The sequence below is a fragment of the Mycobacteroides sp. CBMA 271 genome (genome assembly GCF_009729205.1).
In the GTDB taxonomy this organism is placed as follows: Bacteria; Actinomycetota; Actinomycetes; order Mycobacteriales; family Mycobacteriaceae; genus Mycobacterium.
Genome location: NZ_VTHB01000001.1, coordinates 564,456 through 590,920, shown reverse-complemented (window position 1 = coordinate 590,920; position 26,465 = coordinate 564,456). Strand labels below are relative to the sequence as shown.

At 65.3% G+C, this 26,465-nt stretch carries 24 protein-coding genes; 11 read left to right on the top strand and 13 right to left on the bottom strand.

The features are described from left to right. Positions 1 to 333: 333 nt before the first annotated feature. Genes FZI91_RS02925 through FZI91_RS02915 form a run of 3 tightly spaced genes read left to right on the top strand, consistent with a single transcriptional unit; the run spans position 334 to position 3,139 of the window. Entirely contained in the window at positions 334 to 732 is a 399-nt protein-coding gene (locus tag FZI91_RS02925) for a cytidine deaminase (RefSeq protein WP_155937125.1), read from the top strand. After that, positions 732 to 2,054: a thymidine phosphorylase gene (locus tag FZI91_RS02920; protein ID WP_155937124.1), complete on the top strand. Its 1,323-nt coding sequence runs from the start codon at positions 732 to 734 to the stop codon at positions 2,052 to 2,054. The genes FZI91_RS02925 and FZI91_RS02920 overlap by 1 nt, the downstream gene beginning before the upstream one ends. Then, positions 2,051 to 3,139 (top strand): adenosine deaminase, encoded by a 1,089-nt coding sequence (locus FZI91_RS02915; RefSeq protein ID WP_162525712.1) that lies wholly within the window; start codon positions 2,051 to 2,053, stop codon positions 3,137 to 3,139. Before FZI91_RS02920 ends, FZI91_RS02915 begins: the two co-directional genes overlap by 4 nt. Before the next feature lie 24 nt (positions 3,140 to 3,163). On the opposite strand, the gene FZI91_RS02910 is transcribed toward FZI91_RS02915, so the two are convergent. From FZI91_RS02910 to FZI91_RS02900, 3 genes are all read right to left on the bottom strand, one after another. Further along, the gene (locus FZI91_RS02910; protein WP_155937123.1) at positions 3,164 to 4,495 is read right to left on the bottom strand and encodes a primosomal protein; all 1,332 of its coding nucleotides are present in this window, start codon (positions 4,493 to 4,495) and stop codon (positions 3,164 to 3,166) included. An 85-nt stretch (positions 4,496 to 4,580) separates the two neighbouring features. Further along, positions 4,581 to 5,579 (bottom strand): GAF domain-containing protein, encoded by a 999-nt coding sequence (locus FZI91_RS02905; RefSeq protein ID WP_155937122.1) that lies wholly within the window; start codon positions 5,577 to 5,579, stop codon positions 4,581 to 4,583. A 63-nt stretch (positions 5,580 to 5,642) separates the two neighbouring features. Next, positions 5,643 to 6,632 (bottom strand): GAF domain-containing protein, encoded by a 990-nt coding sequence (locus FZI91_RS02900; RefSeq protein WP_162525713.1) that lies wholly within the window; start codon positions 6,630 to 6,632, stop codon positions 5,643 to 5,645. Between the two features lie 334 nt (positions 6,633 to 6,966). On the opposite strand from FZI91_RS02900, the gene FZI91_RS02895 reads away from it, so the two are divergent. Together FZI91_RS02895 and FZI91_RS02890 are read left to right on the top strand one after the other, a co-directional pair. Further along, the gene (locus FZI91_RS02895; protein ID WP_203448783.1) at positions 6,967 to 7,203 is read left to right on the top strand and encodes a ferredoxin; all 237 of its coding nucleotides are present in this window, start codon (positions 6,967 to 6,969) and stop codon (positions 7,201 to 7,203) included. Between the two features lie 15 nt (positions 7,204 to 7,218). Further along, positions 7,219 to 7,962 (top strand): FkbM family methyltransferase, encoded by a 744-nt coding sequence (locus FZI91_RS02890; RefSeq protein ID WP_239001671.1) that lies wholly within the window; start codon positions 7,219 to 7,221, stop codon positions 7,960 to 7,962. 12 nt (positions 7,963 to 7,974) lie between these two features. Here the strand turns inward: FZI91_RS02890 and FZI91_RS02885 are convergent, their stop codons facing one another. Genes FZI91_RS02885 through FZI91_RS02870 form a run of 4 tightly spaced genes read right to left on the bottom strand, consistent with a single transcriptional unit; the run spans position 7,975 to position 10,331 of the window. Next, a complete protein-coding gene (locus tag FZI91_RS02885) occupies positions 7,975 to 8,316 on the bottom strand; it encodes a YbaB/EbfC family nucleoid-associated protein (RefSeq protein ID WP_155937120.1) in 342 nt (113 codons plus the stop codon). Next, complete coding sequence (locus tag FZI91_RS02880; protein ID WP_155937119.1) at positions 8,316 to 8,669, bottom strand: hypothetical protein; 354 nt, start codon at positions 8,667 to 8,669, stop codon at positions 8,316 to 8,318. The genes FZI91_RS02885 and FZI91_RS02880 overlap by 1 nt, the downstream gene beginning before the upstream one ends. Beyond that, on the bottom strand, positions 8,644 to 10,002 hold the full coding sequence (locus tag FZI91_RS02875) for a C40 family peptidase (RefSeq protein ID WP_155937118.1): 1,359 nt from the start codon (positions 10,000 to 10,002) through the stop codon (positions 8,644 to 8,646). The genes FZI91_RS02880 and FZI91_RS02875 overlap by 26 nt, the downstream gene beginning before the upstream one ends. A gap of 2 nt (positions 10,003 to 10,004) precedes the next feature. Beyond that, on the bottom strand, positions 10,005 to 10,331 hold the full coding sequence (locus FZI91_RS02870; protein ID WP_155937117.1) for a hypothetical protein: 327 nt from the start codon (positions 10,329 to 10,331) through the stop codon (positions 10,005 to 10,007). Between the two features lie 278 nt (positions 10,332 to 10,609). Here FZI91_RS02870 and upp point away from each other — a divergent pair, with 278 nt between their 5' ends. Further along, the gene (gene upp / locus FZI91_RS02865; RefSeq protein WP_155937116.1) at positions 10,610 to 11,260 is read left to right on the top strand and encodes a uracil phosphoribosyltransferase; all 651 of its coding nucleotides are present in this window, start codon (positions 10,610 to 10,612) and stop codon (positions 11,258 to 11,260) included. Here the strand turns inward: upp and FZI91_RS02860 are convergent. Then, a complete protein-coding gene (locus FZI91_RS02860; protein WP_155937115.1) occupies positions 11,257 to 12,870 on the bottom strand; it encodes a phospho-sugar mutase in 1,614 nt (537 codons plus the stop codon). The genes upp and FZI91_RS02860 overlap by 4 nt on opposite strands. Further along, the gene (locus FZI91_RS02855; protein ID WP_375234348.1) at positions 12,867 to 13,715 is read right to left on the bottom strand and encodes a purine-nucleoside phosphorylase; all 849 of its coding nucleotides are present in this window, start codon (positions 13,713 to 13,715) and stop codon (positions 12,867 to 12,869) included. Before FZI91_RS02855 ends, FZI91_RS02860 begins: the two co-directional genes overlap by 4 nt. A 3-nt stretch (positions 13,716 to 13,718) precedes the next feature. Here FZI91_RS02855 and FZI91_RS02850 point away from each other — a divergent pair, with 3 nt between their 5' ends. Together FZI91_RS02850 and FZI91_RS02845 are read left to right on the top strand one after the other, a co-directional pair. Then, complete coding sequence (locus FZI91_RS02850; protein ID WP_155937114.1) at positions 13,719 to 14,924, top strand: M20 family metallopeptidase; 1,206 nt, start codon at positions 13,719 to 13,721, stop codon at positions 14,922 to 14,924. Continuing rightward, entirely contained in the window at positions 14,921 to 16,105 is a 1,185-nt protein-coding gene (locus tag FZI91_RS02845; RefSeq protein ID WP_155937113.1) for a M20 family metallopeptidase, read from the top strand. Before FZI91_RS02850 ends, FZI91_RS02845 begins: the two co-directional genes overlap by 4 nt. Here the strand turns inward: FZI91_RS02845 and FZI91_RS02840 are convergent. Beyond that, entirely contained in the window at positions 16,102 to 16,578 is a 477-nt protein-coding gene (locus FZI91_RS02840; protein ID WP_162525716.1) for a gamma-glutamylcyclotransferase, read from the bottom strand. The two genes, FZI91_RS02845 and FZI91_RS02840, sit on opposite strands and share 4 nt — an antisense overlap. A gap of 82 nt (positions 16,579 to 16,660) precedes the next feature. Between FZI91_RS02840 and FZI91_RS02835 the strand changes: the two genes are divergently transcribed. The 3 genes from FZI91_RS02835 (at position 16,661) to FZI91_RS02825 (ending at position 20,842) form a co-directional block, all read left to right on the top strand. Further along, positions 16,661 to 18,076, top strand: coding sequence for an NAD(P)H-quinone dehydrogenase (locus FZI91_RS02835; protein WP_162525717.1), 1,416 nt, complete (start codon positions 16,661 to 16,663; stop codon positions 18,074 to 18,076). A gap of 70 nt (positions 18,077 to 18,146) precedes the next feature. Further along, positions 18,147 to 19,925 (top strand): glycerol-3-phosphate dehydrogenase/oxidase, encoded by a 1,779-nt coding sequence (locus FZI91_RS02830; protein ID WP_162525718.1) that lies wholly within the window; start codon positions 18,147 to 18,149, stop codon positions 19,923 to 19,925. 62 nt (positions 19,926 to 19,987) lie between these two features. Next, on the top strand, positions 19,988 to 20,842 hold the full coding sequence (locus FZI91_RS02825) for a pseudouridine synthase (protein WP_162525761.1): 855 nt from the start codon (positions 19,988 to 19,990) through the stop codon (positions 20,840 to 20,842). On the opposite strand, the gene FZI91_RS02820 is transcribed toward FZI91_RS02825, so the two are convergent. The 3 genes from FZI91_RS02820 to FZI91_RS02810 are packed head-to-tail and all read right to left on the bottom strand — an operon-like array spanning position 20,831 to position 26,465. Then, on the bottom strand, positions 20,831 to 21,445 hold the full coding sequence (locus FZI91_RS02820; RefSeq protein ID WP_162525719.1) for a pyridoxamine 5'-phosphate oxidase family protein: 615 nt from the start codon (positions 21,443 to 21,445) through the stop codon (positions 20,831 to 20,833). The genes FZI91_RS02825 and FZI91_RS02820 overlap by 12 nt on opposite strands. Continuing rightward, complete coding sequence (locus FZI91_RS02815; RefSeq protein WP_309224068.1) at positions 21,442 to 21,843, bottom strand: VOC family protein; 402 nt, start codon at positions 21,841 to 21,843, stop codon at positions 21,442 to 21,444. Before FZI91_RS02815 ends, FZI91_RS02820 begins: the two co-directional genes overlap by 4 nt. Beyond that, positions 21,840 to 26,465, bottom strand: coding sequence for an ATP-dependent helicase (locus tag FZI91_RS02810; RefSeq protein WP_155937112.1), 4,626 nt, complete (start codon positions 26,463 to 26,465; stop codon positions 21,840 to 21,842). The genes FZI91_RS02815 and FZI91_RS02810 overlap by 4 nt, the downstream gene beginning before the upstream one ends.

Sequence of the window (26,465 nt, the reverse complement as noted above, 5' to 3'; positions counted from 1 at the left end):
CGCCACGGTATAGCGATCGCTTAAGGCGATTACCTTCGCTCGTAGCGGTGGTCAAGCTGGCCTCCAACACCAATGGTGGACTGGGGCCACATGGCGCGGGCAGTGCGCCTGCTGGAGGCGACCATGACACGCATCCGATGGCCCAACGGTGGTCGGCGAACCGTCACAGGAACTCTAAACCCAACTCAATGTGCCGCCGAAATCGTGTAGGGGCCGTAAGGCGCCAAAAAGCCTCGAAATGTGCCGTACTCCAAAGTAAGTTAGGTAAACCTTGCACGAGCAAAGAAGTGACCGGGCGAGATCTCGCGCCGTCGACAGGGAGGTGTCCCGATCATGCTGATCGACTGGAATGAGTTGCGAGGCAAGGCATATGCGGTGACTGAGCACGCCTATGCGCCCTACTCGAAGTATCCCGTAGGTGCGGCCGCAGTGGTCGACGACGGTCGGACGATCGTGGGCTGCAATGTGGAGAATGTCTCATATGGGCTGGGTCTCTGCGCGGAGTGTTCTGTGGTCTGCGCCCTGTTCTCTACCGGCGGCGGGCGGTTGGTGGCGCTCTCATGTGTTGATTCGCGTGGCGAGCCGCTGATGCCCTGCGGTCGGTGCCGTCAGCTACTTCTCGAACATGGGGGCGCTGATCTGTTGATCGATCACGCGGATGCGCCGCGACGTCTAGCCGAGCTGCTCCCGGAGGCCTTCGGCCCCGAAGATTTAGACCGCGGCCGGATCTGATGGCAAATTCTGATGCTCTTCGCGCAAGCGGCTCATCGCATGCCTTCGCGTTCGATATGCCATCGATCATCGCGACCAAGCGAGACGGTGGTGAACTGAGCACCGGCGCCATTGATTGGCTGATCGGCGCATACACCCGCGGTGACATCGGTGAAGAACAGGTCGCCGCCCTGCTGATGGCGATCTACCTGCGCGGTATGAACACCGCGGAGACGTCGGCGTGGACCGCGGCGATGCTCGCCTCCGGCGAGCGTCTGAATCTGTCAGGCCTGTCGCGTCCGACCGTCGACAAACATTCCACGGGAGGGGTGGGGGACAAGATCAGCCTGCCGCTGGTGGCTGTCGTCGCTGCCTGCGGGGCCGCAGTTCCCCAACTTTCCGGGCGCGGACTCGGGCACACCGGGGGCACTCTCGACAAACTCGAGTCGATCGCGGGCATTCGGGTCGACCTCACCAATGACGAGATACGACACCAGCTTTCCGACGTCGGGGCGGTGATCTGTGCCGCCGGCGCGTCATTGGCCCCCGCCGACCGAAAGCTCTACGCGCTGCGCGATATCACCGGTACCGTGGAATCGATACCGCTCATCGCCGGGTCGATCATGAGCAAGAAACTGGCCGAGGGCACCGCCGCGCTGGTCCTGGACGTCAAGGTGGGCGCGGGTGCGTTCATGAAATCCGAGCAGCGGGCCCGCCAATTGGCCTCGGCAATGGTTGAACTGGGCACCGCGCACGGGGTCGCCACCACCGCGTTGCTCACCGCGATGGATACGCCGCTCGGAGCCACCGCGGGAAATGCGGTGGAGGTGCAGGAGTCGCTGGATGTGTTGTCCGGGGGAGGCCCCGAGGACGTTATCGCGCTGACCGTGGCGCTGGCCCGCGAGATGTTGTCCGCCGCGGGCGTCGACGGCAAGGATCCGGCGACGACCTTGACTGACGGCACTGCGATGGATGTGTTTCGGGCGATGATTCGTGCCCAAGGCGGCGACCTGTCGGCCCCGCTGCCGGTAGGGAGGTGCCAGGAGACCATCCTCGCCCCATCCAGTGGCGTCATGCACCGCATCGACGCGATGCCGGTCGGGATTGCCGCGTGGCGGCTCGGGGCCGGCCGCAGCGGTCCCGGTGAAACGGTGCAACACGGTGCCGGGGTGCGTATTCACCGGCGCTCGGGCGAGCCGGTGATCGCGGGGGAACCGCTGTTCACGCTGTACACCGACACCCCCGAACGTCTGCCTGCCGCGCTCGACGCGTTAGACGGTGGTTGGTCCATCGGTGCGGCGCCGCCCGCCACCGCGCTCATCATCGATAGGATCGGGGTGTGACGGCCGAACTCGATTTGGTGTCAATCACCCAGGCTCCCAAGGCGCTTCTGCATGATCATCTCGACGGGGGACTACGACCCGGCACCGTCCTGGAACTGGCGCGGGAATCCGGGTACGAGAACCTGCCTGTCGAGGATGAGAGTGCCCTGGCCTCGTGGTTTCGTACTGCCGCTGACAGCGGCTCGCTGGAGCAGTACCTAGAGACCTTCGCGCACACGGTCGGGGTGATGCAGACGGCGTCCGCGCTGCACCGCGTTGCCGCCGAATGCGTGGCAGACCTCGCGGCCGACGGTGTCGTGTACGCGGAGGTCCGTTTCGCACCCGAGCTGCATATCGAGGCCGGTCTCACCCTCGATGACGTGATGGATGCCGTGCTGGCCGGATTCGCCGACGGGGAGCGGGCGGCGCGCGCTGCGGGCAAGCGCATCACGGTGCGCACCCTGGTCACCGCGATGCGCCACGCCGCGCGCTCGCGCGAGATCGCCGAGCTGGCCGTGAAGTTCCGCGACCGGGGCGCCGTCGGGTTCGACATCGCCGGAGCCGAGGCGGGTTATCCGCCGAGCCGGCACCTGGACGCCTTCGAGTACATGCGGAATGCCAACGCCAGGTTCACCATCCATGCCGGTGAGGGATTCGGATTGCCGTCAATCCACGAGGCGATCGCCTTCTGTGGTGCCGACCGGCTCGGGCACGGGGTGCGCATCGTCGACGATATCGACGTCGACCCCGACGGCACGGCTCACTTGGGCCGGCTGTCGTCGCTGCTGCGTGACAAGAGGGTGCCGCTGGAACTGTGCCCGAGCTCGAATGTGCAGACGGGAGCTGTCGACAGCATCGCCGACCACCCCTTCGACCTGCTGGCGCGGTTGCGGTTCCGGGTGACCGTCAACACCGACAACCGGCTGATGAGTGATACCTCGATGAGCCGCGAAATGCTGCGCCTGGTCGACGCATTCGGATACGGCTGGAGCGACCTGCAGCGGTTCACCATCAACGCGATGAAATCCGCATTCATCCCGTTCGATGAGCGACTGGCCATCATCGATGACGTCATCAAACCCGGATATGCGGTCCTGATCGGCTAACCGTCACGGTGACGGCCGGGCCGGCTACTCCCGGCGCAGCCGCGCTTCCATGGCCCGCTCCAGCGTCCGCCAGCGCTCGGCGGCCTCGGCAAACGGACCCTTGGGCTCGTCATGCTTATCGGGTTCGAGCAAGTGCCCGACCAACTTGCCCAACGGGGTATCGCCGTCCAACTCGGCATCGACGCTGTCCTCTTCGGAGTATTCGGCGACGTCCGTGAGCAGCTCGACTGCTAGCTCAAGCTGATCGCGGTCCACCTCGTCGAGGCCGTCCTCAAGATCGTCGGCCAGCCCGGTGAACACGTAAATGTTGTCGTCGGTGATGTCGATCCGCAGTGAGCCGTCGGTGGCCGCGGTGCGGATGTCGTCATAGGTGCTCAGATCGGACAGATCGTGATCGTGCTCGTCGGCCAGATACCGGGCCAGCGCCCTTTCCGAACCGAACACACTGATTCTTCCGTTGCGCCCCAGGAAGATCGGTTCGTCGTTGAGGTAGCAGCGCAGCGTGTAGAACGTTCCTGCGTTCGTAATCATCTGGATGGGATCGATACCGACCGCCAGCCAGAAGTCCTCGTCACCGCCGAGAATCGCATCATCATCCTCGGCGTCGTCTTCGGAGCCCTCGTCGTCTTCGTCGTCTTCAGACTCGTCGTCGTCCGCATCATCGGCGCTCTCGCTGTCCGATGTTGCGGAGTCCTCGTCAAGCAAATCCAGGTCTTCGTCGTCCTCGAGGTCGTCCGCATCGTCCACGGCATTCTCGGCGGCGGCAAGCAGCTCGGCGTCGGCAGCGGCGGAGAGCTCCTCATCGACATCGGGCGTCGCCGCGATCTCGTCAATGGAGTCGACCACCGCATCCCATGACTTGCCGACGATGGTGCCGATCTGATTCCACCGCTTCAATCCGTCTTTGCCCGTGAAGCTTTCGGCCCCGCCCGACAACGTGGCCAGCACCGGGTTGCCGTTGATGAGCTTGTTGATGGGCGCCAGTTCGCAGACTGCGCCGATGGAGGCCACGATCGCCAACGTGGCGCGCAGCGTGTCGACGGCGTCCTCGCTGGGCTTGTCGGCGACCAGCTCGGGCACGCCGATCAGATCGAAGCGATTTTCGTCGTCGGGTTCGAGCTCGTCGGCCGACAGTGCCCCGAGTGCTGACCATGCGGGATGGTCGACCAGGTCGTTGTCGTTGTCCGTTCGCACGAAGGCCACCAGATCGGCGACCGACTCGAACACATACAGATCGTCGTCCTTGCCGAGAAACGCTTCCCACTCATCTCCGGCGTCGCGCCACCGCGGGGCCCACAGGGTGACCACGTCACCTTCTGTGAGCCCGAGTCCGATGGGAACGATGTCAGCAGCCATGCGGCAAGCCTAGCCAGAAGGCGGGGCCCGAGCGAAAGACCCACCGCGTGAGTCTCCGTAGGAGGCGCCCGGCGCTAACTAAGGTCTACGGTCCGGCGTCTGCCGCCGGCGGGGCAGTCAGTGTGACAAGTGCTGCAAAAGCGTTGTCACGCAATGCGAATTTTGTTGCGGATGCGTGTATTCGCAACCACCCTCCGGAGACTGCCCGCACTCGGAGCACCCCGGCGGCCGATCCCGTGCTCAGTTCCTGCTGCATGGCGCGCGCCACAGCCCTGTCATCGGGATGGATGTCGTCGGGCTGATCGGGGTCATAGCGCCATGCCAGATCGGGGAACGGCTCGTCGATCCACTTGAGGACAGCGAAGGTGTCGACATTGACCAGTAGCCGGTGCACCCCGGGCGCGGCGACGGCATTCAGGATCTGTTGCGCCAGCCCAACCTGCGGCTCGGCGGGTGTGTTGTCGACCCGTGTGCACACAATCCTGTTGATGCGCTCCAAGGCTCCCGCGGCATTCGTTTCCTTCGATGCCCGTCCGGCGTAGTGAACTTGAAGGACGTTTCCTTGGTAGTCGGCGGCGAGACAAGTTCCGCAAAAAGTCGTCTGAAGTTCGGGGTTCACGACGTTTGCCATCAATTCGGTGTTGCGCGGACTTGGCAAAACAGGGGCGAGTCCTTCGGCGATGGCTTGCCTCGCGGACCTGTTGCCCGGGTCGAAACCCATCACGTCGAAGTACTCGTCGGTCAGCGTGGTGAGCGAGGTGTCCAGCGAGCCCAGGCATGCCCCGGCGATGGGCCGCCGCGGTGGCTCAAGGTCTGTCGGCCCGAACCAGACCTGGACGCCGTGCACATGTGACCGCCCCATGGATATCGGATGCACGAGCACGATGCGGTCACGTGCCGGGGTCATCGCCTCCGCCGGTTCGCCCGTCCTCCGACATTCGGCAATCGCCGCCTCGACCAGTGGGCGGTGCCGGTTGCGGCTCAGCACCGACTCAAGCGGCGCCATATTGCGGGCCTGCAATCCGATGGCTATGACCGTGGGGTCATCACCCAGGGTCTCTAGCAGCATCCAATTGCGGGACATGCCCGGATGTTAGCAACTTCGGGCGAACTCACTGGCGTCGAACCTGCTCCCGGGATCGCGTGACTAGCGCGGCGCGGCGGGCCGACGCCGGTGGGTGATGAGCGCGACGGTGGCTTCTTCGCTCAGCCGCACCAGGTGCGTTGAGCAATGCAGCGATTCCCAGCTGTCGTCGTGGCAGCGGTACCTGATGACGGCCTCGGTGGCACCGAACGCGGCGTTATCGATCATGAAGTTCAGATTCGCCTGGTCATCGGGATGAACCTTCGGTCGGCCCAGCGGGTCGAACTCCCAATGCCATTCCGGTGCAGGCGGATCGATCCATTTGATCAATGTGCGCGAGGCGATCATGACCAGTGCGCGGTATGCGCCGGGCTCGGCGGTGGCCTCCAGGACTTGTTGTTCAAGCAGCGGAACGGGATGCGCGGGCCGGCCGACTCGCAGATTGATCGCGCGTCCCAGGCGTTCCGGGATGCCCTGGTCGTTGGGTTCCAGAACCAATCGGCTTGCGAAGTGACACAGCGTGGGGTTGCCGTCACTGTCGACGCCGGGCCAGGTCCCGCTATAGGTCATGCCCTCGGAAGCGGTCACGATGAGTCCTAGGACATCGGTCTCGCCGGGATTGGGCGCCACGTAACGGTAGAGCTGAGGCATGTTGATCTCGGTATGAGGATCGGTGGGGGCCATGCCCATGGCCAGGGCCGCACCGTCGCTCATGTGTAGGGCGCCGGTATCTGCATTCAGGACCACCGCGCCGCCGTCGACGGGGGGATCTTCTGGTGGCGGGGCCGCGCCCGTCCACAGCCACACCCCATGCACTCGACCGTCGGGCATGGCGACCGGGCGTACATCGATGACCAGATCGGAGTCGGGTGGGCCGATCGCGGCGGCCTTGTTGGCCTTGGTTGCCGCGGCGATGACCCGGCGAATGAGACCTAGATTTCGATTGCGGCGAAGGAATGCGCTGAGCGGAACCATATTCCGCGGTTGATTGCCGGCCGCGATGACTGTTGGTTCCTCGCCGAGGGATTCCAGGAGAAGCCACTCGCGCGCCACGCTCGGATGTTATCAGCGGCGGGCGCCGTGGCTACGGGGCGACGGGCTCGGTGGACAGTGGAATGAGAATTCCGAAAAGGTTGCGCGACCCGCTCAGAAGCGATATTTTCTGCTCGTTCCCGCGATCGGCGGGCTAAGTACGGACCCTGTGTCTTCGGGCCGTGCCCGCAGCGTGACTGCGCTATGTTCGTCGGTCCCTACCGCAAACTAGCCCATCATTGTGGTCGCCGCGAGCACCTACCGGTGCAGATACGAGGGGTCGGTAGGTGTGACGGCGGTCGACGAAATTTGAGATGCCGTCGAGGACTCGCGTCCGGTATGAAAAGTGCGAATCGTGAATGATCCCCGGTGGCGACTCATGGTCGATCAGCCCGCATGCATCGCGTCAGGGAAATGTGTTTCCTTGGCACCCAAGCACTTTTCTCTTGAGCCTGCCGGGGCGCGACCCGTCACGACGCTCGTGGAGCCCGGGGCGGCGGTGATCGACGCGGCCGAATCATGTCCGGTGGAAGCTATTCGGGTGTTCTGTGCCTTGAGCGGAGAGCAGATCGCTCCGTCGTCATTGGACTAGTGTGTCGACGTGGGAATGCCAGCGCTGAGATTGGCGCAAACCTATCTGCCGTGGCTCCGGCCACTAAAGTTCGGCGCGTACAACATGGGCACCCGATACTTTGGATGGCGCGTCGACCCCGAATTCCACCTCCTGAGCCGTATGGGGCCCATCGCGGAGGCGGTGGATATCGGCGGCAACTGGGGTCAAAGCATCTGCGCGCTACAGCGCACGGCATCGCCGGAAAAGATCGTGAGCTTCGAGCCCAATGCTGTTCTTGCTCAGCGGCTTAAACGCAAGTATGGAAGCAAGGTCGTGCAGGTGCACGCCTGCGGGCTGTCCGACGCCGACGGTACTTTCGATCTCTTCGTTCCCAGATACCGCAACTTCGTGTACGACGGTCTGGCCTCCCTTGACGAGAGTGAGGCTCGTGGCTGGCTGAATCCCGAAACCATGGCCGGATTCGATGAATCCAAACTGCGGATCCAACGCCATCCCGTGGAGGTCCGCCGGTTGGACGATTTCGGCCTGGATCCTCAGGTGATCAAGATCGACGTGCAGGGGATGGAAGCCGCGGTCATTCGCGGCGGGCTCTCGACGATCACCGCGTCGAAGCCGGTGATGATCGTCGAGACGCCCTCCGACGAAGTGGTTTCGCTCTTGCAGCCGACGGGCTTGAAACCGTACGCATTTCGCGGAGGTCGGCTCAGAAACGACTGGCAGAGTGCAATAAACACGGTGTTTCTTACCGATTCACACCGGGATCGTGCGGGGTTGTAGGACCCGTATCGGTTACGGCTGCGGGTTCTTGAGGTCCACCATGAGTTGGGCGAAGACCCGTTCGCGATGATCGAAGGCCTGGCCTGCGGCCGCTGCGGCGGTGGCCACCACGATCTGCCCAACGATCTTGGGCGACAATTTGGTGACAGAATCGTCCAGCTTCAGATTGGTCAGGGCACCGTTGCCGTCGGCTTCCGCCTCGACATGCCCTTGCGCCGAACGTGCCCATCCGCGAAGGTCTTTCAGTTCGTCGACCGCACCATTCAGATGATGGGCGCCGGCGCGAGCCCGCGTCATGGTCTCCTGGTACTGCTGCTCCATCGCCCGGAAGAAGGCAAGGTCTGGCTCGGTCATCAGGATCTCCGTTCCATTTGCTCGTCAGATAGGCGCAGTTCGAGGTCCGCGACTTGGGCGGGCGTGGACAGACCGAGCTTGTCCAGGATGTAATCCGGGATGCCGGTTTCGGCGAGCTCCTCGCGGCGGGCCGCTCCGCAGCGCGCGGCACCGAGTTGACACAGGTTCATGATCTCCCGTGCCAGTGCCGACGCACCGCGCCCGAGCATGTCGGGTTCGACCTGAACCTCAAGCGGCAGCCCGAATTCGGAGACCTTGACCCGCAGCGTGCGAGCACGATTTGTCATATCGATGCTCGCACGCGGCTCGGGCCGTGGCACTCCCGAACTAGGAAGTGGGTCGGTAGAATCCATGGAATCCCTGTCCGGCATTGGTGGTGCGGATCGGGGAGATCTGCACCGGGTCACCAGCTTCGACCATCATGCCGTTACCGATGATCATGGCGACGTGGCCGTCCCACACCGCCAGGTCGCCCGGCATGACCGATCCTTGATCGATCTTGATGCCGACGCCCTGCTCCTGTGCGAGCCGGGGGATGTCGACGCCGGATTCGCCGTAGGCCCACTGGGTGAGGCCGCTGCAGTCCAGGCCGACGCCCGGCTTGGTGCCACCCCACTCGTAGGGCACACCGACCTGGCTGAGCGCCTTGCGGACTGCCTCGGCGGCGGAGGCGTTCGGAGCCTGGCTGGTGCTGCCGTCCGGGAGGAACAGCTGCGCGCCCTTGCCCATGCTGCGCGGGTCGAGCAGCATCTTGGACGCGCTCGCGTTCGCGCCACCCAAGCCGCTGCTGGTTCCGCCCGCGGTGCTGGATGCATGACCGCCGCCACCGAAGGGGTTGGCCAACGCTGCATTGGCGATATTCGCCATGTTGGCGCCACCCAACGCGCCACCTGCGCCGCTGCCACCGCCCGCGCCGCCCAGCATGCCGGTGAGGGCCTGCGGAATCTGTCCGAGGCCTTGACCCATCGAGCTCATGGTCTGCGTGATGCCGCTGGCGGCACCCGACAGCGCCTGGGTACCGGCCTGAATACCACCCTGCATTGCAGACATCGCGGGTTGGGTGGCCCCGGAGGCGGGGGTGGCAGGGTTTGCCATGTCGGCACTCGCCATGCCTCCCAATTCGCCGGCCTGTCCGGTCAGCTCTCCCTCGAGTGTCGCGGTGTGCGCCGCGATCCTGGCGGTGCAGTTGCTGGCCGCCTCGACGAGCTCAGCCGCAGCTGGCGGGAAAATACCGATCAGCGGTGTCAGCGCCTCGGACTTGTGCTGGAACTCCTGAAGGGCCTCCGTGATCAGGGTGCTGGCCCGCGCCGTGGACTCGGATGCCTGCCCGACGTTGGCGCCCATGGCGCCGCTGCGGGTGGCCATGCTGCTCAGCGCCTGGCCTGCCATACCGGCGAACTGCCCCAGCGCCTGAGCCGCCGCACCGGCGAAGGAGCCGATGAGTGAGCTGCCGGCCTGCATGCCCTGTTGCATGACCTGTTGCATGACCTGCATGCCACCCTCCAGCATCTTGCTGGGGTCCTGACCCTCCTTGAACTGGCCGTTACCGACGGTGCCTGCCATATCCATGGCCGGTCCGATCAGCCCCGACGAGAAGGGGTTGTTCTCGAAGCTCGGGTAGTTCGTGTTGGTCGCAGAGGACAGCTCGTGGCTGCTGCTGCTGCTGAATGGCTTGGTCTCAACCATGATCAGGCCTCGATTCCTTCGACGACGGAGTTAAGGCTCTGGCTGCCGTGGTCTTCCATGTCGTCGTAATCATTGCTACCGACGGTGGTGCTGACACCGGACTCGGTGACGCCCATCGCGAGCTGGCCGACATCCAACCCCTGCTTGGCGGAGGTCATGGCGAAGGCGCCCAGGTATTGGCCGCCGATCGGGCCAAAGATCGGTGCCAGCGCGGCGACCGGAAAGATGCTTACTGCGGTGCCTACCGCCGCGAGCGTTCCGCCCATGCCCATCTGCACACCGGCAACGCCACGCAGCATGTCTGTATCTGCCGACAATTCCTCTGCCATGTCCCCTCCATCTTCTCGGTGGCCGGCACTGCCTGTTTTCGGGCAGTTTTTGCCTTGTAAATAGATACGACGGGTGTGGTTGCGATTCGGTTCCATCTTTCTCGAACTTTTTGAAAGATTTTTTGGCAACGTGCCCGCGCCGTTGTATTACCTGTTCAGGATACCTCTCTGAGCTTTGCTGGGAACGATATCCATGCACACCGGTACGACGGGTAAGGAGTGATGCCCATCACATTCAAGATCGGCGGGATCGAAGCTTGCTGTTCTAGGGTCTGTCCATGGACCTGCATGTTGTCGAGCACCCGCTTGCCGCGGCCCGGTTGACCACCCTTCGAGATGCCGGCACCGATAACGCGGCCTTCCGTGCTGCGCTGCGGGATCTGACGCTGATGCTCGTCTACGAGGCGACTCGCGGAGCCCCCGTGGAGGCGTCCCCGGTGCGCACCCCGGTGGCCGAGACAACGGGTTACCGATTGGCCAATCCGCCGTTGCTGGTACCGGTGCTGCGGGCCGGGCTGGGCATGGTGGATCAGGCGCATGCCTTGATACCCGAGGCGCGTGTCGGATTTGTCGGCATGGCACGCGACGAGGAGACGTGGCAGCCCACTCCGTACCTTGAGTCTCTGCCGGCCGACCTCTCGGCGCAGCCGGTATTTGTCCTGGATCCGATGCTCGCCACCGGCGGGTCGATGGTCCACACGCTCGACCTGCTGCATTCCCGAGGTGCCGTTGACATCACCATTCTGTGCGTGGTCGCTGCACCGCAGGGAGTGGCGGCGGTTCAGGAATGTGCCGCGCGGTATGGCCCGGCTGGGGGAAGCGGGTCCGTGCGCTTGTTCACGGCCACCATCGACGAGGGCCTCAACGAGGCCGCGTACATCGTGCCCGGATTGGGCGACGCGGGCGATCGTCAGTTCGGTCCCCGCTAGATATTGCGCGCGTACGCCTCGAGCTCGGAGACCACCACGCCGGCCCAGATCCGCGCGACGGTCGGATCCGTGATCACGGGTTCGCGGACCTCGATGTAGCACTTGACCTTCGGTTCGGTTCCCGACGGGCGGACCACCAGCCTGATCGACGACCCGCCGATCTCACCGGCGAGGACCACCGCATCGGTACGGTCTTGCCCTCGCCGGTCCAGCAGATCCTCTGCGGTGATGGGGAATCCGGACAGTGCGGTGGGAATGTTCCCCCGGAGGCGGGCCATCATCGCCGCGATGTCGTCGAGTGAGTCCATCCGTAGCGACACCTGTGACGTCACATGGATGCCGTGTCTGATCGCAAGATTCTCGAGCTTTTCCTCCACGCTCGAGCCGAGCCCACGCAGGTGCGTTACCAGGTCACAGGCGAGCACTGCCGCGGAGATACCGTCCTTATCGCGCACCGCGGCCGGATCCACGCAGTGCCCGATGGCTTCCTCGTATGCATAGATCAGATCGAAATCCGCTGCCCGGACAAGCCATTTAAACCCGGTGAGGGTTTCCACATGGCGCGCACCGAGCGATGCCGCGATGCGGGCGAGCATGCGGGAGGAGACGATCGTGCTGGCCACCACCGGCGGAGTGGACGATTGAGGCTGTGTGGAGAGGATGTAATCGCCCAACAGCCAACCGGTTTCGTCCCCGGAAAGCATCCGCCAACCCGTCGTGGTGGGGATGCCGATGGCGCACCGGTCGGCATCAGGATCCAGCGCGATGGCCAGATCCGCCTCGACCTCGGCGGCCCGTGCCAGCACCCCGTCGGAGGCTCCGGGTTCTTCGGGGTTGGGAAACGCGACGGTGGGAAAGTCCGGGTCCGGTTGGAACTGGTTGTCCACCACGTGGATATCGGTGATACCCGCGGCATTCAGTGCGGCCACCGCGGTCTCACCGCCCACGCCGTGCAGCGCGGTGAGCGCGATACGGACGCCACCGGCACCTCGGCGCACCGTTGCGGCACGCAGGACGTACGCGTCAACCAGGGAGTCATCGGCGGGGGTGACGGGGATCCGCGGGATCTGATCGGCGAAAGGGGCAGCGTTTGTGGTCGATTCAATATCGCGGTCGGTGGGGGAGATGATCTGGGCGCCGCCCGACCAGTACACCTTGTAGCCATTGTCGGCCGGAGGGTTGTGGGATGCGGTGATTTGGATTCCGGCCGCCGCATCCAAGTGCCGGACCGCGAATGCCAGCACCGGCGTCGGCAGCGGGCGCGGTAGCAGCACCACATTGAATCCTTCGGCGGCAAGGACTTCTGCGGCACCCTGGGTGAACTTCTCGGACCCGTGCCGGGCGTCGCGGCCGACTACCACCGTCGAGCCGCCCAGGCACCGCTGTTTGAGCACCTTGGCCAGCGCGTAGGTCGTGCGCACCACGACGGCCAGATTCATGCCGTTGGGCCCACCCCGGACGGCGCCGCGCAGGCCGGCGGTGCCGAACACCAGGGGCTCGGAGAATCGTTGCGCGAGTTCTTCTTCGGAGCAGCTCCTCAGCTCGGCGGCTGTCTCGGGATCCGGGTCGTGGTCGATCCATTCCTGGATCGTCTGCGTCGGCACACTCATAGCCGGCCGATCACAGCACGCAGAAGTTGGCCCATTCGGGTTGCGGCCGCGCGCCCCGCGGCCAGCACCTCGTTGTGGTTGAGCGACTCACCCGTCATCCCGGCCGCGAGGTTGGTCACCAGGGACATCCCCAGCACCTCGGCACCCGCCGCGCGGGCGGCGATGGTTTCGTGCACTGTCGACATGCCGACCAGGTCCGCGCCCATGGTGCGCAGCATGCGGATTTCCGCGGGGGTCTCGTAGTGCGGGCCGGGGAGACCCGCGTACACCCCTTCGGTGAGGCTGCCGTCGATCTCCCGTGCCAGCGCGCGTAAGCGCGGTGTGTAGGCGTCAACGAGGTCGACGAACTGCGCCCCGACCAGTGGCGATCTGGCCGTCAGGTTGAGATGGTCGCTGATGAGTACCGGCTGACCCACCGTGAATTCCTCATGCAGCCCTCCGGCAGCGTTGGTGAGTACGACGGTCCGAGCGCCGGCGGCGCAGGCGGTGCGCACCGGGTGGACGACGTGACGCAGATCGTGCCCCTCGTAGGCGTGAATCCTGCCAAGTAAAACCAGCATCCGGTTATCGGTGGTTCCGTTTGGCCCGGAAATAGGCACCGACAGCACTGATCCGCCGTGGCCGGCCGCGCTGGGTGGGCTGAATCCGGGTAGATCCGACATTGCGATTGTCGTAGCGGGGGTTCCGAGTTCTTCGGCCGCAGGCGCCCAGCCAGAGCCGAGAACCACCGCCACCGGATGGGTCGTGACTCCCGTGCGCTCCGCAATTTCTGTGGCCGCCAGCGAGGCCGCCTGATCTGGGGTCTGCGTCACAACTAGGCAGCGTAACCATGATGGGATACTGATCTAATGCCCTTGACCACCGGAGCGGCGTCGGCCGCGCACGCCCAGACCGCATGTGCGGTGGTTGACGCCGCAGCGACCGACCTGGTGGCGTTGTCGCACGACATCCATGCCGAACCCGAGCTGGCGTTTCACGAGGTTCGCAGCGCCGAGAAGACCCAGCGACTGCTCGCCGAGCGTGGATTCGAGATCGTCACTGGTCAGGGCGGTATGGATACCGCATTTCGGGCAACTTTTGGGGATGGCCCGTTGGTTGTTGGGGTTTGCGCTGAATACGATGCGTTGCCCGGGATCGGGCATGCGTGCGGGCACAACATCATCGCGGCGTCCGCCGTCGGCACCGGGTTGGGGCTCGCCGAGGTTGCCGACGCTCTCGGACTCACCGTGGTGGTTATCGGTACGCCGGCCGAGGAATATGGCGGCGGCAAGGCACTTTTGCTCAAGGCGGGTGCCTTCGACGACATCGCCACCGCGGTGATGCTGCACCCCGGACCGATCGACATCGCCGGTGCCCGGTCACTGGCGCTGACCGACGTGATGGTCACCTACCACGGCAAAGAATCCCACGCCGCGGTCGCGCCGCAGCTGGGAATCAATGCTGCCGATGCGGTCACCGTCGCGCAGGTCTCGATCGGCCTGTTGCGTCAGCATCTTTCACCCGGCCAGCTCATTCATGGCATCGTCACCGACGGTGGCGATGCGGCGAACATCATCCCGGGCCGGGCCGCGATGCAGTACACGATGCGCGCCGTCGAGTCGTCGTCGCTGCGCGAGCTAGAGCAGAAGGTGTACGCGTGTTTCGCCGCGGGCGCGATGGCGACCGGATGCAGCCACGAACTCGCCGAGTCCTCACCGCCATACCTGGAACTGAAACCCGATCCATGGCTCGTCGAGGTGTTCCGTCAGGAGATGGAGTCCTTAGGGCGTACACCGGTGCCCGCGGAGTACGAGGCCGCGGTGCCGTTGGGCAGCACCGACATGGGCAATGTGACACAGGTGCTGCCGGGCATCCACCCCGTTGTCGGCATCGATTCGGGTGGGGCAGTCATCCATCAACCCGATTTCGAGAAGGCGGCCAAGGAACCAGGTGCCGATCGGGCGGTGGTCGAAGGAGCGAAGATGTTGGCGCGCACTGTGATACGTCTTGCGGAGGATGAGGACCAACGGTCCCGAGTGCTGGACCGGCTGGCGCGCAGGACGGTCACGGTATGAGCGAATCGCTATCTGCCGTCGCGGACCGCTGGCTCGCAGAGAACTCCGAATCGCTGATCCGGTGGCGCCGTCACATCCACGCCCATCCCGAGCTCGCGCGCCAGGAGCACGCCACCACCGAATACGTGGCCGCTCGGCTGGCCGAGGCCGGGATGAATCCCAAGGTGCTGCCCGGTGGCACCGGAATTACCTGCGACTTCGGGCCCGAAGACGGTCCGCGGGTCGCGCTGCGGGCCGATATGGACGCCCTGCCGATGCAGGAGCGCACCGGCGCCTCCTACTCGTCGACCGTGCCGAATGTCGCGCACGCCTGCGGGCACGACGCGCACACCGCGATCCTGTTGGGCGCGGCCATGGCTCTCAACTCGGCACCCTCGCTGCCGTCGGGAGTGCGCCTCATCTTCCAGCCCGCCGAGGAGGTCATGCCGGGCGGCGCCATCGACGTGGTGGCCACCGGCGCAATGGCGGGTGTGACGAGAATCTTTGCCCTGCATTGTGATCCGAGACTCGAGGTGGGCAAGGTGGCGATCCGGGTGGGGGCGATCACCTCGGCCGCGGACACCGTCGAGGTTACGTTGCACTCCCCGGGTGGGCACACGTCGCGACCGCATTTGACGGCCGACCTGGTGTACGGGCTCGGCACCATCATCACGGGCCTGCCGGGGGTACTGAGCCGCCGCATCGACCCACGGGCCGGCACCGTCATGGTGTGGGGTGCTGTCAACGCCGGCCAGGCCGCGAACGCGATTCCACAGATCGGATCGCTAGCGGGCACGGTGCGCACCGGCAGCCGTGACGTATGGGTCACGCTGGAGGACACCGTGCGCGATGTCGTTGAGGGCCTACTGGCGCCGCTGCGCATCGACTACACCCTCAACTACCGGCGTGGCGTCCCGCCCGTCATCAACGAGCCCGAGTCCACTCACATCTTCGTGCGGGCGATCCAGGACATGGGCCTGGACGCACTCGCGGAGACCACGCAATCCGGCGGGGGCGAGGACTTCTCCTGGTATCTGGAAGAGGTGCCCGGCGCGATGGCGCGGCTGGGTGTGTGGTCGGGGACCGGCCCGCAGCTCGATATCCATCAGCCCAACTTCGATATCGACGAGCGGGCGTTGGGCGTCGGCGTGCGGACGCTGGTCAGTCTCGTACAAGAAAGCAGGTCACAGAGCTCCGTTTAGCTCGTCCCCGGGCCGATATTGCGTGAGGCTCGGGTGCGTAGGCCGTGCACGTAACTGTCTGGGGCGCCGGCGATTTCCGCGGCGTCTGCCATCACGCCCAGGTATCGGGCAGATGGCAGCCCACCCTCATAAGCGTTGACGACGTAGAGCCAGGCCAGTACCGGATCAGTGGTGGTATCGGAGGACTCACGATCGATCCGGCAGCGGATCTTGGTGTGGATGCCTAGCTCCGAACCCTCCCAGCGATCGAGGTTGTTTTCGTCCGCCCCCGTCATGTCGTAGAGGACCACGAACACCTTCGAATGGGGGTCTTGCACGACGGTGGCCAGTGCGCCCTCCCAGCCGATGTCCTCCCCGCCAAAGGTCAGCCGCCAGCCATGCAACCAGCCGGTACCGGCCATGGGGGAGTGCGGTGCCCGCTGCAACATCTGTTCGGGATGCATGTTTGAGCCATAGGCGGCATAGAGCGGCACGGGGAAAGCCTAGTGGTCCTGTGTCGTAGATGACGGCAAGGATGGCAAGCCGGGTCCGTTCGGTACTTGTAGGTTTGAGGTCGTGGCAACGCGCATCGTGATCATTGGTGGAGGTCCAGCGGGATACGAGGCGGCACTCGTTGCCGCGGCCCATGAGCGAAGCACCACCCAGGTGACAGTGATCGATTCCGACGGCATCGGCGGCGCCTGCGTGCTGTTCGACTGTGTGCCGTCCAAGACGTTCATCGCGTCGACCGGGGTGCGCACCGACCTGCGGCGCGCACCGAACTTGGGTTTCGATATCGACGTGGAGCACGCCAAGATTTCGCTCCCGCAGATCCACAGCCGCGTCAAGCGCCTCGCCGCCGAGCAGTCGGCCGATATCGCCGACCGACTGCGCAGCGCCGGCGTGAACCTGATCTCCGGGCATGCCGAGCTGGTCGATCACGTGGTCGGGATGGCATTTCACCGCATCAAGGCCACGCTGTCGGACGGGACGAGCACCATCCTGGAGGCCGATGTGGTGCTGATCGCCACGGGTGCCAGCCCGCGGGTGCTGTCCCACGCGCGGCCCGACGGTGAACGGATCCTCACCTGGCGTCAGCTCTATGACCTGGAGGAGCTGCCCGAGCACCTGATCGTGGTCGGTTCGGGTGTGACGGGTGCCGAGTTCGTCCACGCGTACACCGAGCTGGGTGTTCAGGTGACCGTGGTGGCGAGCCGCGACCGGGTGCTGCCCCACGAAGACGAGGATGCCGCGCTGGTCCTGGAGGACACGCTGGCCGAGCGTGGTGTGACGCTCGTCAAGAACGCCCGCGCCGATTCGGTCACGCGAACAGAGACTGGTGTTCGCGTGGCAATGGCCGATGGACGGGTGGTCGACGGGAGCCATGTGCTGATGACGGTGGGATCCGTGCCGAACACGGCGGGTCTGGGCCTGGAGCGGGTAGGCATTGAGCTTGGCCAGGGTGGCTACCTCACCGTCGATCGGGTGTCTCGGACCTCGGTGGCCGGCATCTACGCGGCGGGCGACTGCACGGGACTGCTGCCGCTGGCCTCGGTGGCTGCGATGCAGGGCCGCATCGCCATGTATCACGCGCTGGGTGACGCGGTGCGTCCGATAAAGCTGAAAACCGTTGCCGCCGCTGTGTTTACCCGTCCGGAGATCGCTGCGGTGGGGGTCTCTCAGGCGGCCATCGATAACGGCGAGGTGCCCGCGCGGACGGTCACCCTTCCGCTGCATACGAACCCGCGAGCCAAGATGTCGGGCCTCAAACGTGGATTCGTGAAGATCTTCTGCCGGCCGGCCACGGGTGTGGTGATCGGCGGTGTGGTGGTCGCCTCGAATGCCTCGGAGCTGATCCTGCCGATCGCCATTGCGGTGCAAAACCTGCTCTCGGTGAACGACCTGGCGCAGACGCTGTCGGTGTACCCGTCGCTGTCCGGGTCGGTCACGGAGGCGGCGCGCCAGTTGATTGCCCACGACGACCTGGACTGATGTCCGTCGACATGCCCCGCTGCGGCGTGCATCACTGACGAGGGCGCTACTGGCCGGTAACGTGAGGGCCGTGAGTGACGCAACTAGCTCGTCGCGATCGAGCGGACCCACATACACCTTCCTGGGGCCGCAGGCCCGTTCGCTGAATTGGCAGCGCCTTGGCTCCGAGCAGTTCGACGTCATCGTGATCGGTGGCGGCGTGGTCGGTGCCGGATCTGCCCTCGACGCGGCCACCCGCGGCTTGAAGGTCGCGTTGATCGAGGCGCGCGATTTCGCCTCCGGAACATCGAGCCGCTCCTCGAAGATGTTCCACGGCGGACTGCGTTACCTGGAGCAGCTCGAATTCGGTTTGGTGCAGGAGGCGTTGCGCGAGCGTGAGCTGTCGCTCTCGACGCTGGCGCCCCATCTGGTCAAACCCCTGCCCTTCCTGTTCCCGTTGACCAATCGGTGGTGGGAGCGGCCTTATGTGGCGGCCGGCATCTTCCTGTACGACCAGATGGGTGGGGCGAAATCTGTTCCCGCCCAAAAGCATCTCACTCGGGCGGGTGCACTGCGGCTGGCGCCGGGACTGAAACGCAATTCACTTGTCGGCGGTATCCGTTACTACGACACCGTGGTCGACGATGCCCGGCACACTATGACGGTGGCCCGCACCGCGGCGCATTACGGAGCTGTAGTGAGGGCCTCGACACAAGTGGTCTCGCTGCTTCGTGAGGGTGATCGTGTCATCGGGGTTGTGGTGCGGGACACCGAGAATGGTGCCGAAACCGAGGTGCGCGGGCACGTCGTGGTCAACGCCACCGGGGTATGGACCGACGAGATCCAGGCGTTGTCGCGTATGCGCGGCCGGTTCCGGGTCACCGCGTCCAAGGGTGTTCATATCGTGGTGCCGCGGGACAGGATCGTCAGCGAGGTGGCGATCATCCTGCGAACCGAAAAGTCGGTGTTGTTTGTCATTCCGTGGGGCAACCACTGGATCATCGGGACCACCGACACCGAATGGAACCTCGACCTGGCACACCCGGCGGCTACCAAGGTGGACATCGACTACATCCTCGGCAAGGTGAACACGGTGCTAGTAACGCCGTTGACGCACAACGATATCGATGGGGTGTATGCGGGCCTGCGTCCGTTGCTGGCCGGTGAGGACGACGACACCTCCAAGCTGTCCCGCGAGCATGCCGTTGCCGTGGCGGCGCCGGGTCTGGTGGCCATCGCGGGCGGCAAGTACACCACCTACCGCGTGATGGCGTCCGATGCCATCGACATGGCAAGTGAATTCGTACCGGCCCGGGTGGCGCCCTCGATCACCGAGAAGGTTCCACTGCTGGGCGCCGACGGGTATTTCGCGTTGATCAACCAGACCGAACATGTGGGGGAGACCTACGGACTGCATCCGTACCGGGTGCGCCATCTACTGGACCGTTACGGTTCGCTAATTGGTGAGGTGCTGGCCTGCGCGGGCTCGGATCACAGTCTGCTGCAACCGATTGCCAAGGCTCCGATGTACCTGCGAGTTGAGGCGCGCTACGCGGTGGTGGCCGAGGGTGCGCTGCACCTTGAGGACATCCTGGCGCGGCGCATGCGGATCGCCATCGAGTACTCGCATCGTGGAGTCGACTGCGCCCAGGAGGTCGCCGAGTTGGTGGCTCCGGTGCTCGGCTGGACGGCCGAAGACATTGTGCGTGAGGTGGATACCTACCGGGCGCGGGTCGATGCGGAGGTGCGGTCGCAGCGTCAGCCCGACGACGCGTCGGCCGATACGCTGCGGGTGGCGGCACCCGAGGCGCGGTCGTTCATCGTCGAACCGGTGACCGACACAAGCACCGTCTTGTCGCCGTCGACGTGAGCCCGGCGGTATGAGTCCTCTTCGTGAGCCCTAGAAGGAGGGCTCCTGATCCGCCGCTGCCGGTGCGGGACGGCGTGGGGCCGGTCCGAATCCGGATTCGGACCGGTGGCTGCGTTCTTGAGGAGTTGGTGTCACGATTTGGTTCTGTCGGAGCCGAGCAGGTGGCTCGCGGCGAAGTCGTGGACGCCGCAGGCACACCCGTCACCGCCGATACGCACCTGCCGGTGGGCTCGGTGGTGTACACGTATCGTCCGCTAGCCGTGGAGGTTCCGGTCCCCTTCGCTATCGACGTGTTGCACTGGGACGAGAACATCCTCGTGGCGGACAAACCACACTTTCTCGCCACCATGCCGCGCGGGCGGCACGTCACGGAGACGGCGTTGGTACGCCTGCGCAAGATGTTGGACCTGCCGGAGCTGGCACCCGCCCACCGGCTCGACAGACTCACCGCGGGCGTGCTGTTGTTCACGGTGCGCCGCGAGGCCCGCGCCGCCTACCAGTCGTTGTTCGCGGAGCGTCAGGTGTCCAAGACCTATGAGGCGTTGGCGCCCGTCGATCCCCGCGTTGCCCTCCCGGTTACGTTGCGAAGCAGGATTATCAAGCGGCGCAGCATCCTTCAGGCATACGAGGAACCGGGGGTGGTGAATGCGGAGACCCGCATCGAACTGGTTGATCGGGATGGTCCGCTGGGTTGGTATCGACTCACGCCGAGCACCGGGCAGACCCATCAGCTGCGCGTGCACATGAACAGCCTGGGCATTCCCCTCGTCAACGACCCCCTCTATCCAGACATCATCGAGGTGGCGCCGGATGACTTCTCCCGTCCACTGCAACTTTTGGCGCGGTCACTCGCATTTCGTGACCCATTGACCGGCAAGGATGTTCGGTACCAGTCGGGGCGCTCGCTACGGCAGTGACGCGCCGCCTTGTTGTTCAAGTTCGGCGACGCGGGCGCGGAGCTGCTCGATTTCGGAGGTGAGTTCGGCCTCCTTGATGGCTGCCTGCTTCTGATATGCCTTGCCCAGCTCGGCGATGTACTGCTGGTCGTAGCGGGGGATGATGCTGCGGGAGCAGTTCCAGTCGAATGCCTCTACCGATACCTCGATTTCGCGCCGTTCACTCTCGTGCGCCGTGCCACGGCCGAACACTTTGAGGCGCTGCTTGCGGGGGTAGTCGACGAAGAACATGGCGAGCCGGTCGTCGTCGGCGAGGTTTCCAAGCGTCACGAACTGGTTGTTGCCCGGTAGATCGATGAACCTGAAGGTATTTCCGCCGAGGTGACGGACGAACCCTGCTGGGCCGCTGCGGTATTGCACGTAGGGCCAGCCCGTGGGTGTGACGGTGCCCAGGCAGAACTGAGTCGCCTCGGCGATCATCCGCAACTCCCGCGAGCTCAGGTCATCCGGGCCGTCGTCGGGCCGTTCCAGGTGTGTTCCGTACGCGACGTAGCTGCCGTTGGCGCGCTGTCGGTCGATTGCATCCGTTCCGAAGGCAAGGTGGTGGTAGTGGTTGTTGGTCACGCTGTTCCATTCGGGTACACCGCGATCTCGATGAGGTTGCCATCGGGATCGCGGCAGTAGTGAGACGTCATCTCGCCCAATGCACCGGTCTTGGTCACCGGACCCACCTCGATGTTGGCGCCGCAGGCCGCGAGATGTTCGCGCACCTCGGCCGGTGAAGATTCGGTGACGAAGCACAGATCGTCCGACCCGGCAGCCGCGGCGCGGCCGGTGAACCACTCGTCCTGGGTTGCGGTTATCGGACGCAGGTTGATCTTCTGCCGGCCGAAGGTCAGGGCCGTACGCCCTGCGGGACCGAACGTTTCCCTCGTCATGCCGAGAACGCGTGCGTACCAGGCCGCCGTCGTCTCCACGTCAGTGCAGTTGATCACGATGTGGTCGAACCGTGTCACTCTCACGCGCGGAACCTCAATCCTCGTGGCGTCCGGGCAAATCCGGCCTCGATCAGGGCCGTGATCACGGATGAGTCCGCGATGTCGAAGACCGATCTGCCGTCGGCTCTTTCGATCACCAGCCCGCCGAGCCCACCCGCGCGGACCAATTCCATGGTGCCCAACGCCGCCGCGTGCAGCACCGTGGGGTCCGTCACGAAACTGAGCAACGACTTGCCGCCCCGTTCGATGTAGAGGGCCAAGTCGCCATCAACGAGCGCCACCAGCGCCCCTGCCTTGCGCCCCGGCCGATGGCCGGAGTCGGACACTGCCCTCGGCCACATCAGCGCGGCACCATACGGATTCGCCGGGTCGGTCGCCGCCAGCACCATTGCCCGGGCCGGCTTACGGGCGTCGTCGACGGTATCGAGATACTCGCGCAGTCTGTCAACCGTCGCTGGTGAGGCGAACTGCGCGCCCCCGAGCGATTCGACGAAATAGCCTCGTCGGCAGCGTCCGTTGTCCTCGAATGTGGATAAAACCTTGTACAGCCAGGCGAATCCGCCCGTGACGCCCTCTGCCATGACGCTGCCCTTCGTCACGACCCCGTATCTGCCGAGCAGAAGCTCGGCCTGGACGTGCGAACGTTCGGTGCCGTCGGCAAGCCGCTCTGGGAGTAGCGACCACCGGCCGCCGACAGTGGGGTCGACCGGCTGTGCGCTGGGGATCGGCGAGTAGGCACGCAGTCTCGGTGCTCTCCGATTGCGATGCGTGGTCCTTGCCTTGGTGCTGGTGCCCAAGAGCGCGCGCACCGGCGCGAAGGTGTCTCCGGTTACCTGTCCCGCCCACACCAGATCCCACAACGCCGAACGCGTCGCGCCCTCGCCAAACTGGCGGAAGAAGTAGCCGCCGCCGTCTGCGAGGCCATCCAGGATCGCTCGGTGCGCGTCGTCATGTGCAACCGGTCCGGTCGCGGCGAGAGTGGCCGGCGCAACCCCGCTCGGGTGCAATGCGATCCACCCATCCTGTGCGGTGATCGCGCCATGGCCGGACCACACCGCTTCGCCGGAGGCCAGCAGCTCGTCGAGCATCTGGGGGGAGTAGTCGCCGACTCGGCGTGCCAGTATTAACGGTTCCCACGCCGATGCAGGTATCGGCACCCCGGCAAGCTGATCGATGACGGTGGCCACGCCGTCGACGCCACGCAGCGAGGAATCGAGGTACTGCCAGTCGGGCAGGAACCGGGCGAACGCCGAGGTACTGACGGGCTCCACCTGTGCCCGCAGTGCGGCGAGGGATCGGCGGCGGAGAATCCGCAGGACCTCCGCGTCGCACCATTGATGAGCCGCTTGCGCGAAGAAGCTCGGGTCCTGATGAGCCGCTTGTGCGAAGAAGCTCGGGTCTTGCTCGGAGTCGGTGGCACTCGAATTGAATTGGCTGGTGAACTCACCACGGACCAATTGGCCGCGCGTAGCCATCCCCTCCAAGGCTTGCGCGGCGATGCGGACGCCGATGCCGAAGCGTTCGGCCGCGTGCCCCGTGGTGAACGGGCCGTGCGTCCTGGCGTACCGGCCCAGTAACTCACCGAGCGGGTCGGCCGTCGCGTCGGTGAACGCCGCGGGTACACCCGGAGGTACGGGAACCCCGAGGGCATCGCGTAGCCGCGCCACATCCTCGACGGCGGCCAACCAGGTGCGCTGTCCGTACTGGATCTCGACTACTCGGCGCGCAGCGAAAAGTTCACTCAGCCAGTCATTTCCGGCGCCGGTGCAGCGTTCGGCGATCTCGTCGGCGCTGAGCGGGCCGAGGAGCCGGAACAGGTCGGCCAGGCCTTCGTGGTCGCGTGCCTTCCGTTCGTCGACGAGATGTTGAAGCTGCCGCTCGGTCGATTCGATGACGGCCGGGTCGAGCAGCTCGCGCAGCTCCACGCGCCCCATCAGCTCTGCCAGCAGCCCGGTGTCCAGCGAGAGTGCCGCGGCACGCCGCTCGGCCAGCGGCCGATCCTCGTCGTACATGAATCCGCCGACGTAGTTGAACAATTGAGCGGCCGCGAAGGGGGATGGTGTGTCGGTCTGCACCTCGACAATCCGGACCCGACGCTGCTCGATACCGGCCATCAACCGCACCAGGGTTTCGATGTCGTACACGTCCTGCAGGCATTCGCGCAATGCCTCCAGGACGATCGGGAAGTCGGGATGCTTGCGCGCGACATCCAGCAGCTGCGCTGCGCGCTGGCGCTGCTGCCACAGCGGAGAGCGGCGGCCGGGATTTCGCCGGGGCAGCAGCAGCGCCCGCGCCGCACATTCGCGGAACCGCGCCGCGAACAACGCCGAGCCGCCGACCTCCCGCGTCACGATCGCCTCGATCTCCTCGGCATCGAATACGAAAAGACTTGCCCCGGGCGGGTTATCGTCGGTATCGGGGAGCCGCACCACAATGCCGTCGTCGGTGGCGGTGGGCGACTCGCTGACTCCGTAGCGCTGCTGGAGCCGGTCGGAGACCGCGAGGGCCAGCGGACCATTAACCCGCAGACCGTATGGGGAATGCAGCACGATGCGCCAGTCGCCAAGCTCATCGCGGAATCTCTCCACGATCAGTGTCGTATCGGTGGGGACGGAGCCGGTGGACTGCAGCTGGTCGGTGAGCAGCGTACGTAGATTGCCCATCGCGAAGTCGTCGAACCCGATGTCAGCACAACGCTTATCGAATTCGGCGTCGCTGGTCGCGGCCAGTTCGCCGGTGAGATGCCCCAGCGCCATGCCCAGCTCGGCGGGCCGTCCCGCCGCGTCACCACGCCAGAACGGCAGCCTGCCCGGCTGACCGAAGGCCGGGACCACCACAACCCGTTCATGCGTGATCTCGGTGATCCGCCAACTGGTGGCGCCCAAGGAGATCACATCGCCTGGCCGCGATTCATACACCATTTCTTCGTCGAGTTCACCTACCCGTGAGGGCTTTTCACCCTCGGCGCCGGCATACATATAGACGGTGAATAGACCGCGGTCGGGAATGGCGCCGCCGGATGTCACCGCAAGCCGCTGCGCGCCCGGCCGTCCTGTGAGCGTCCCCTCGTCCCTGTCGTACACGATGCGTGGCCGCAACTCTGCGAAGTCGGTGGATGGGTACTTGCCGCTGAGTAGGTCCAGCACGGCGTCGAATGCGCTGCGCGGCAAGGAAGAGAACGGCGCGCTGCGGCGAACCACGTCGAACCAGGTCTCGACGTCCAGCACGTCCAGCGCGCAGGCCGCCACGGTGTGCTGCGCGAGGATATCGAGTGGATTGGCAGGTACCTGCAGGGTTTCGATATCGCCATCGAGCATGCGCCGCACCGTGACTGCACAACCGAGCAGATCGGTCCGGTGTTTCGGGAAGAGCACGCCCCTGGACACCTCGCCGACTTGGTGGCCGGCCCGGCCGATGCGCTGCAGCCCGCTGGCCACCGACGGTGGCGCCGCCACCTGGACCACCAGATCTACGGCGCCCATGTCGATGCCGAGCTCCAGGCTGCTGGTGGCCACCACGCATCTGAGCCGCCCGGTCTTCAGATCGTCCTCGATGGCCGCGCGCTGCTCCTTGCTCACCGAGCCGTGGTGCGCGCGCGCCAGCAGGGGTGCGGCGCCGTACGTCTGGCCGCTGCCCATGACGTGTGCCGGCGGCCCGCCGGGTACCCCGGGGTTGGGTGTCGGAGTGAGATCTACACCGAGGCGTTCGGCGTGAATCTCGTTGAACCGTGCGGTGAGCCGTTCGGCGAGGCGTCGGGAGTTCGCGAAGACGATGCTCGACCGGTGCGCCTCGATGAGGTCGACGATGCGTTGTTCTACATGCGGCCAGATGGTGTTGGTTCCCGGGTTAGTGGCTTCGGGATCTGGGTAGCTGTTGGGGGCGCTCATGTCCGGGACCGGCACCACCACCGACAGGTCGAAGGTCTTGGGGCTAGCGGGGGCGACGACGGCGGCGGGGGCGCGACCGGCGAGGAATCGGGCCACCTCGGCCGCGGGTTTCACCGTCGCCGACAGGCCAATCCGTTGTGCAGGTTGGGATAGTCGACTGTCTAGCTGTTCCAGGGAGAGGGCGAGGTGCGCGCCGCGTTTCGTCCCGGCAACGGCATGAACCTCGTCCACAATTACCGTTCGCACCGACGTCAAGGTCTCGCGCGCGGCGGAGGTCAGCATCAGAAAAAGCGACTCGGGGGTGGTGATGAGGATGTCCGGGGGAGATGAGATCAACGCGCGGCGGGCCTGCGCGGGTGTATCTCCCGAACGCACGCCGATGGTGATCGCTGGCTCGGGCCGGCCCATCCGCGCCGCGGTCCTGGCAATCCCGGCAAGCGGGGCACGCAAATTTCGCTCGACGTCGACAGCGAGCGCCTTGAGCGGAGAGACATACAGGACTTGAGTTCCCCGCCGGGCCGGAGTCGCTCCGTCGGCGACATTCAGCTTGGGCTCTGCATCGACCAGGGTGTCGATGGCCCACAGAAATGCCGCGAGCGTCTTACCGGATCCGGTGGGGGCGATCACGAGGGTGTTGTCGCCGTTGGCGATGGACTCCCAGGCCCCCGACTGCGCGTGCGTGGGTGCCGGGAATGATTCGGTGAACCATTCCCGGGTGGGTGCCGAGAACCGGGCGAGCGAGCCGGACTCCTTGCTCAT

What these genes read in the sequence shown, in the direction of transcription:
- FZI91_RS02880 (WP_155937119.1), bottom strand. Translation starts at nt 8,669, where the DNA reads ATGGATTCTACCGACCCACTTCCTAGTTCGGGAGTGCCACGGCCCGAG.
- FZI91_RS02845 (WP_155937113.1), top strand. Translation starts at nt 14,921, where the DNA reads ATGAGCGAATCGCTATCTGCCGTCGCGGACCGCTGGCTCGCAGAGAAC.
- FZI91_RS02875 (WP_155937118.1), bottom strand. Translation starts at nt 10,002, where the DNA reads ATGGTTGAGACCAAGCCATTCAGCAGCAGCAGCAGCCACGAGCTGTCC.
- FZI91_RS02850 (WP_155937114.1), top strand. Translation starts at nt 13,719, where the DNA reads ATGCCCTTGACCACCGGAGCGGCGTCGGCCGCGCACGCCCAGACCGCA.
- FZI91_RS02860 (WP_155937115.1), bottom strand. Translation starts at nt 12,870, where the DNA reads ATGAGTGTGCCGACGCAGACGATCCAGGAATGGATCGACCACGACCCG.
- FZI91_RS02910 (WP_155937123.1), bottom strand. Translation starts at nt 4,495, where the DNA reads ATGGCTGCTGACATCGTTCCCATCGGACTCGGGCTCACAGAAGGTGAC.
- FZI91_RS02925 (WP_155937125.1), top strand. Translation starts at nt 334, where the DNA reads ATGCTGATCGACTGGAATGAGTTGCGAGGCAAGGCATATGCGGTGACT.
- FZI91_RS02885 (WP_155937120.1), bottom strand. Translation starts at nt 8,316, where the DNA reads ATGACCGAGCCAGACCTTGCCTTCTTCCGGGCGATGGAGCAGCAGTAC.
- FZI91_RS02890 (WP_239001671.1), top strand. Translation starts at nt 7,219, where the DNA reads ATGCCAGCGCTGAGATTGGCGCAAACCTATCTGCCGTGGCTCCGGCCA.
- FZI91_RS02920 (WP_155937124.1), top strand. Translation starts at nt 732, where the DNA reads ATGGCAAATTCTGATGCTCTTCGCGCAAGCGGCTCATCGCATGCCTTC.
- FZI91_RS02905 (WP_155937122.1), bottom strand. Translation starts at nt 5,579, where the DNA reads ATGTCCCGCAATTGGATGCTGCTAGAGACCCTGGGTGATGACCCCACG.
- FZI91_RS02870 (WP_155937117.1), bottom strand. Translation starts at nt 10,331, where the DNA reads ATGGCAGAGGAATTGTCGGCAGATACAGACATGCTGCGTGGCGTTGCC.
- FZI91_RS02810 (WP_155937112.1), bottom strand. Translation starts at nt 26,465, where the DNA reads ATGAGCAAGGAGTCCGGCTCGCTCGCCCGGTTCTCGGCACCCACCCGG.
- upp (WP_155937116.1), top strand. Translation starts at nt 10,610, where the DNA reads ATGGACCTGCATGTTGTCGAGCACCCGCTTGCCGCGGCCCGGTTGACC.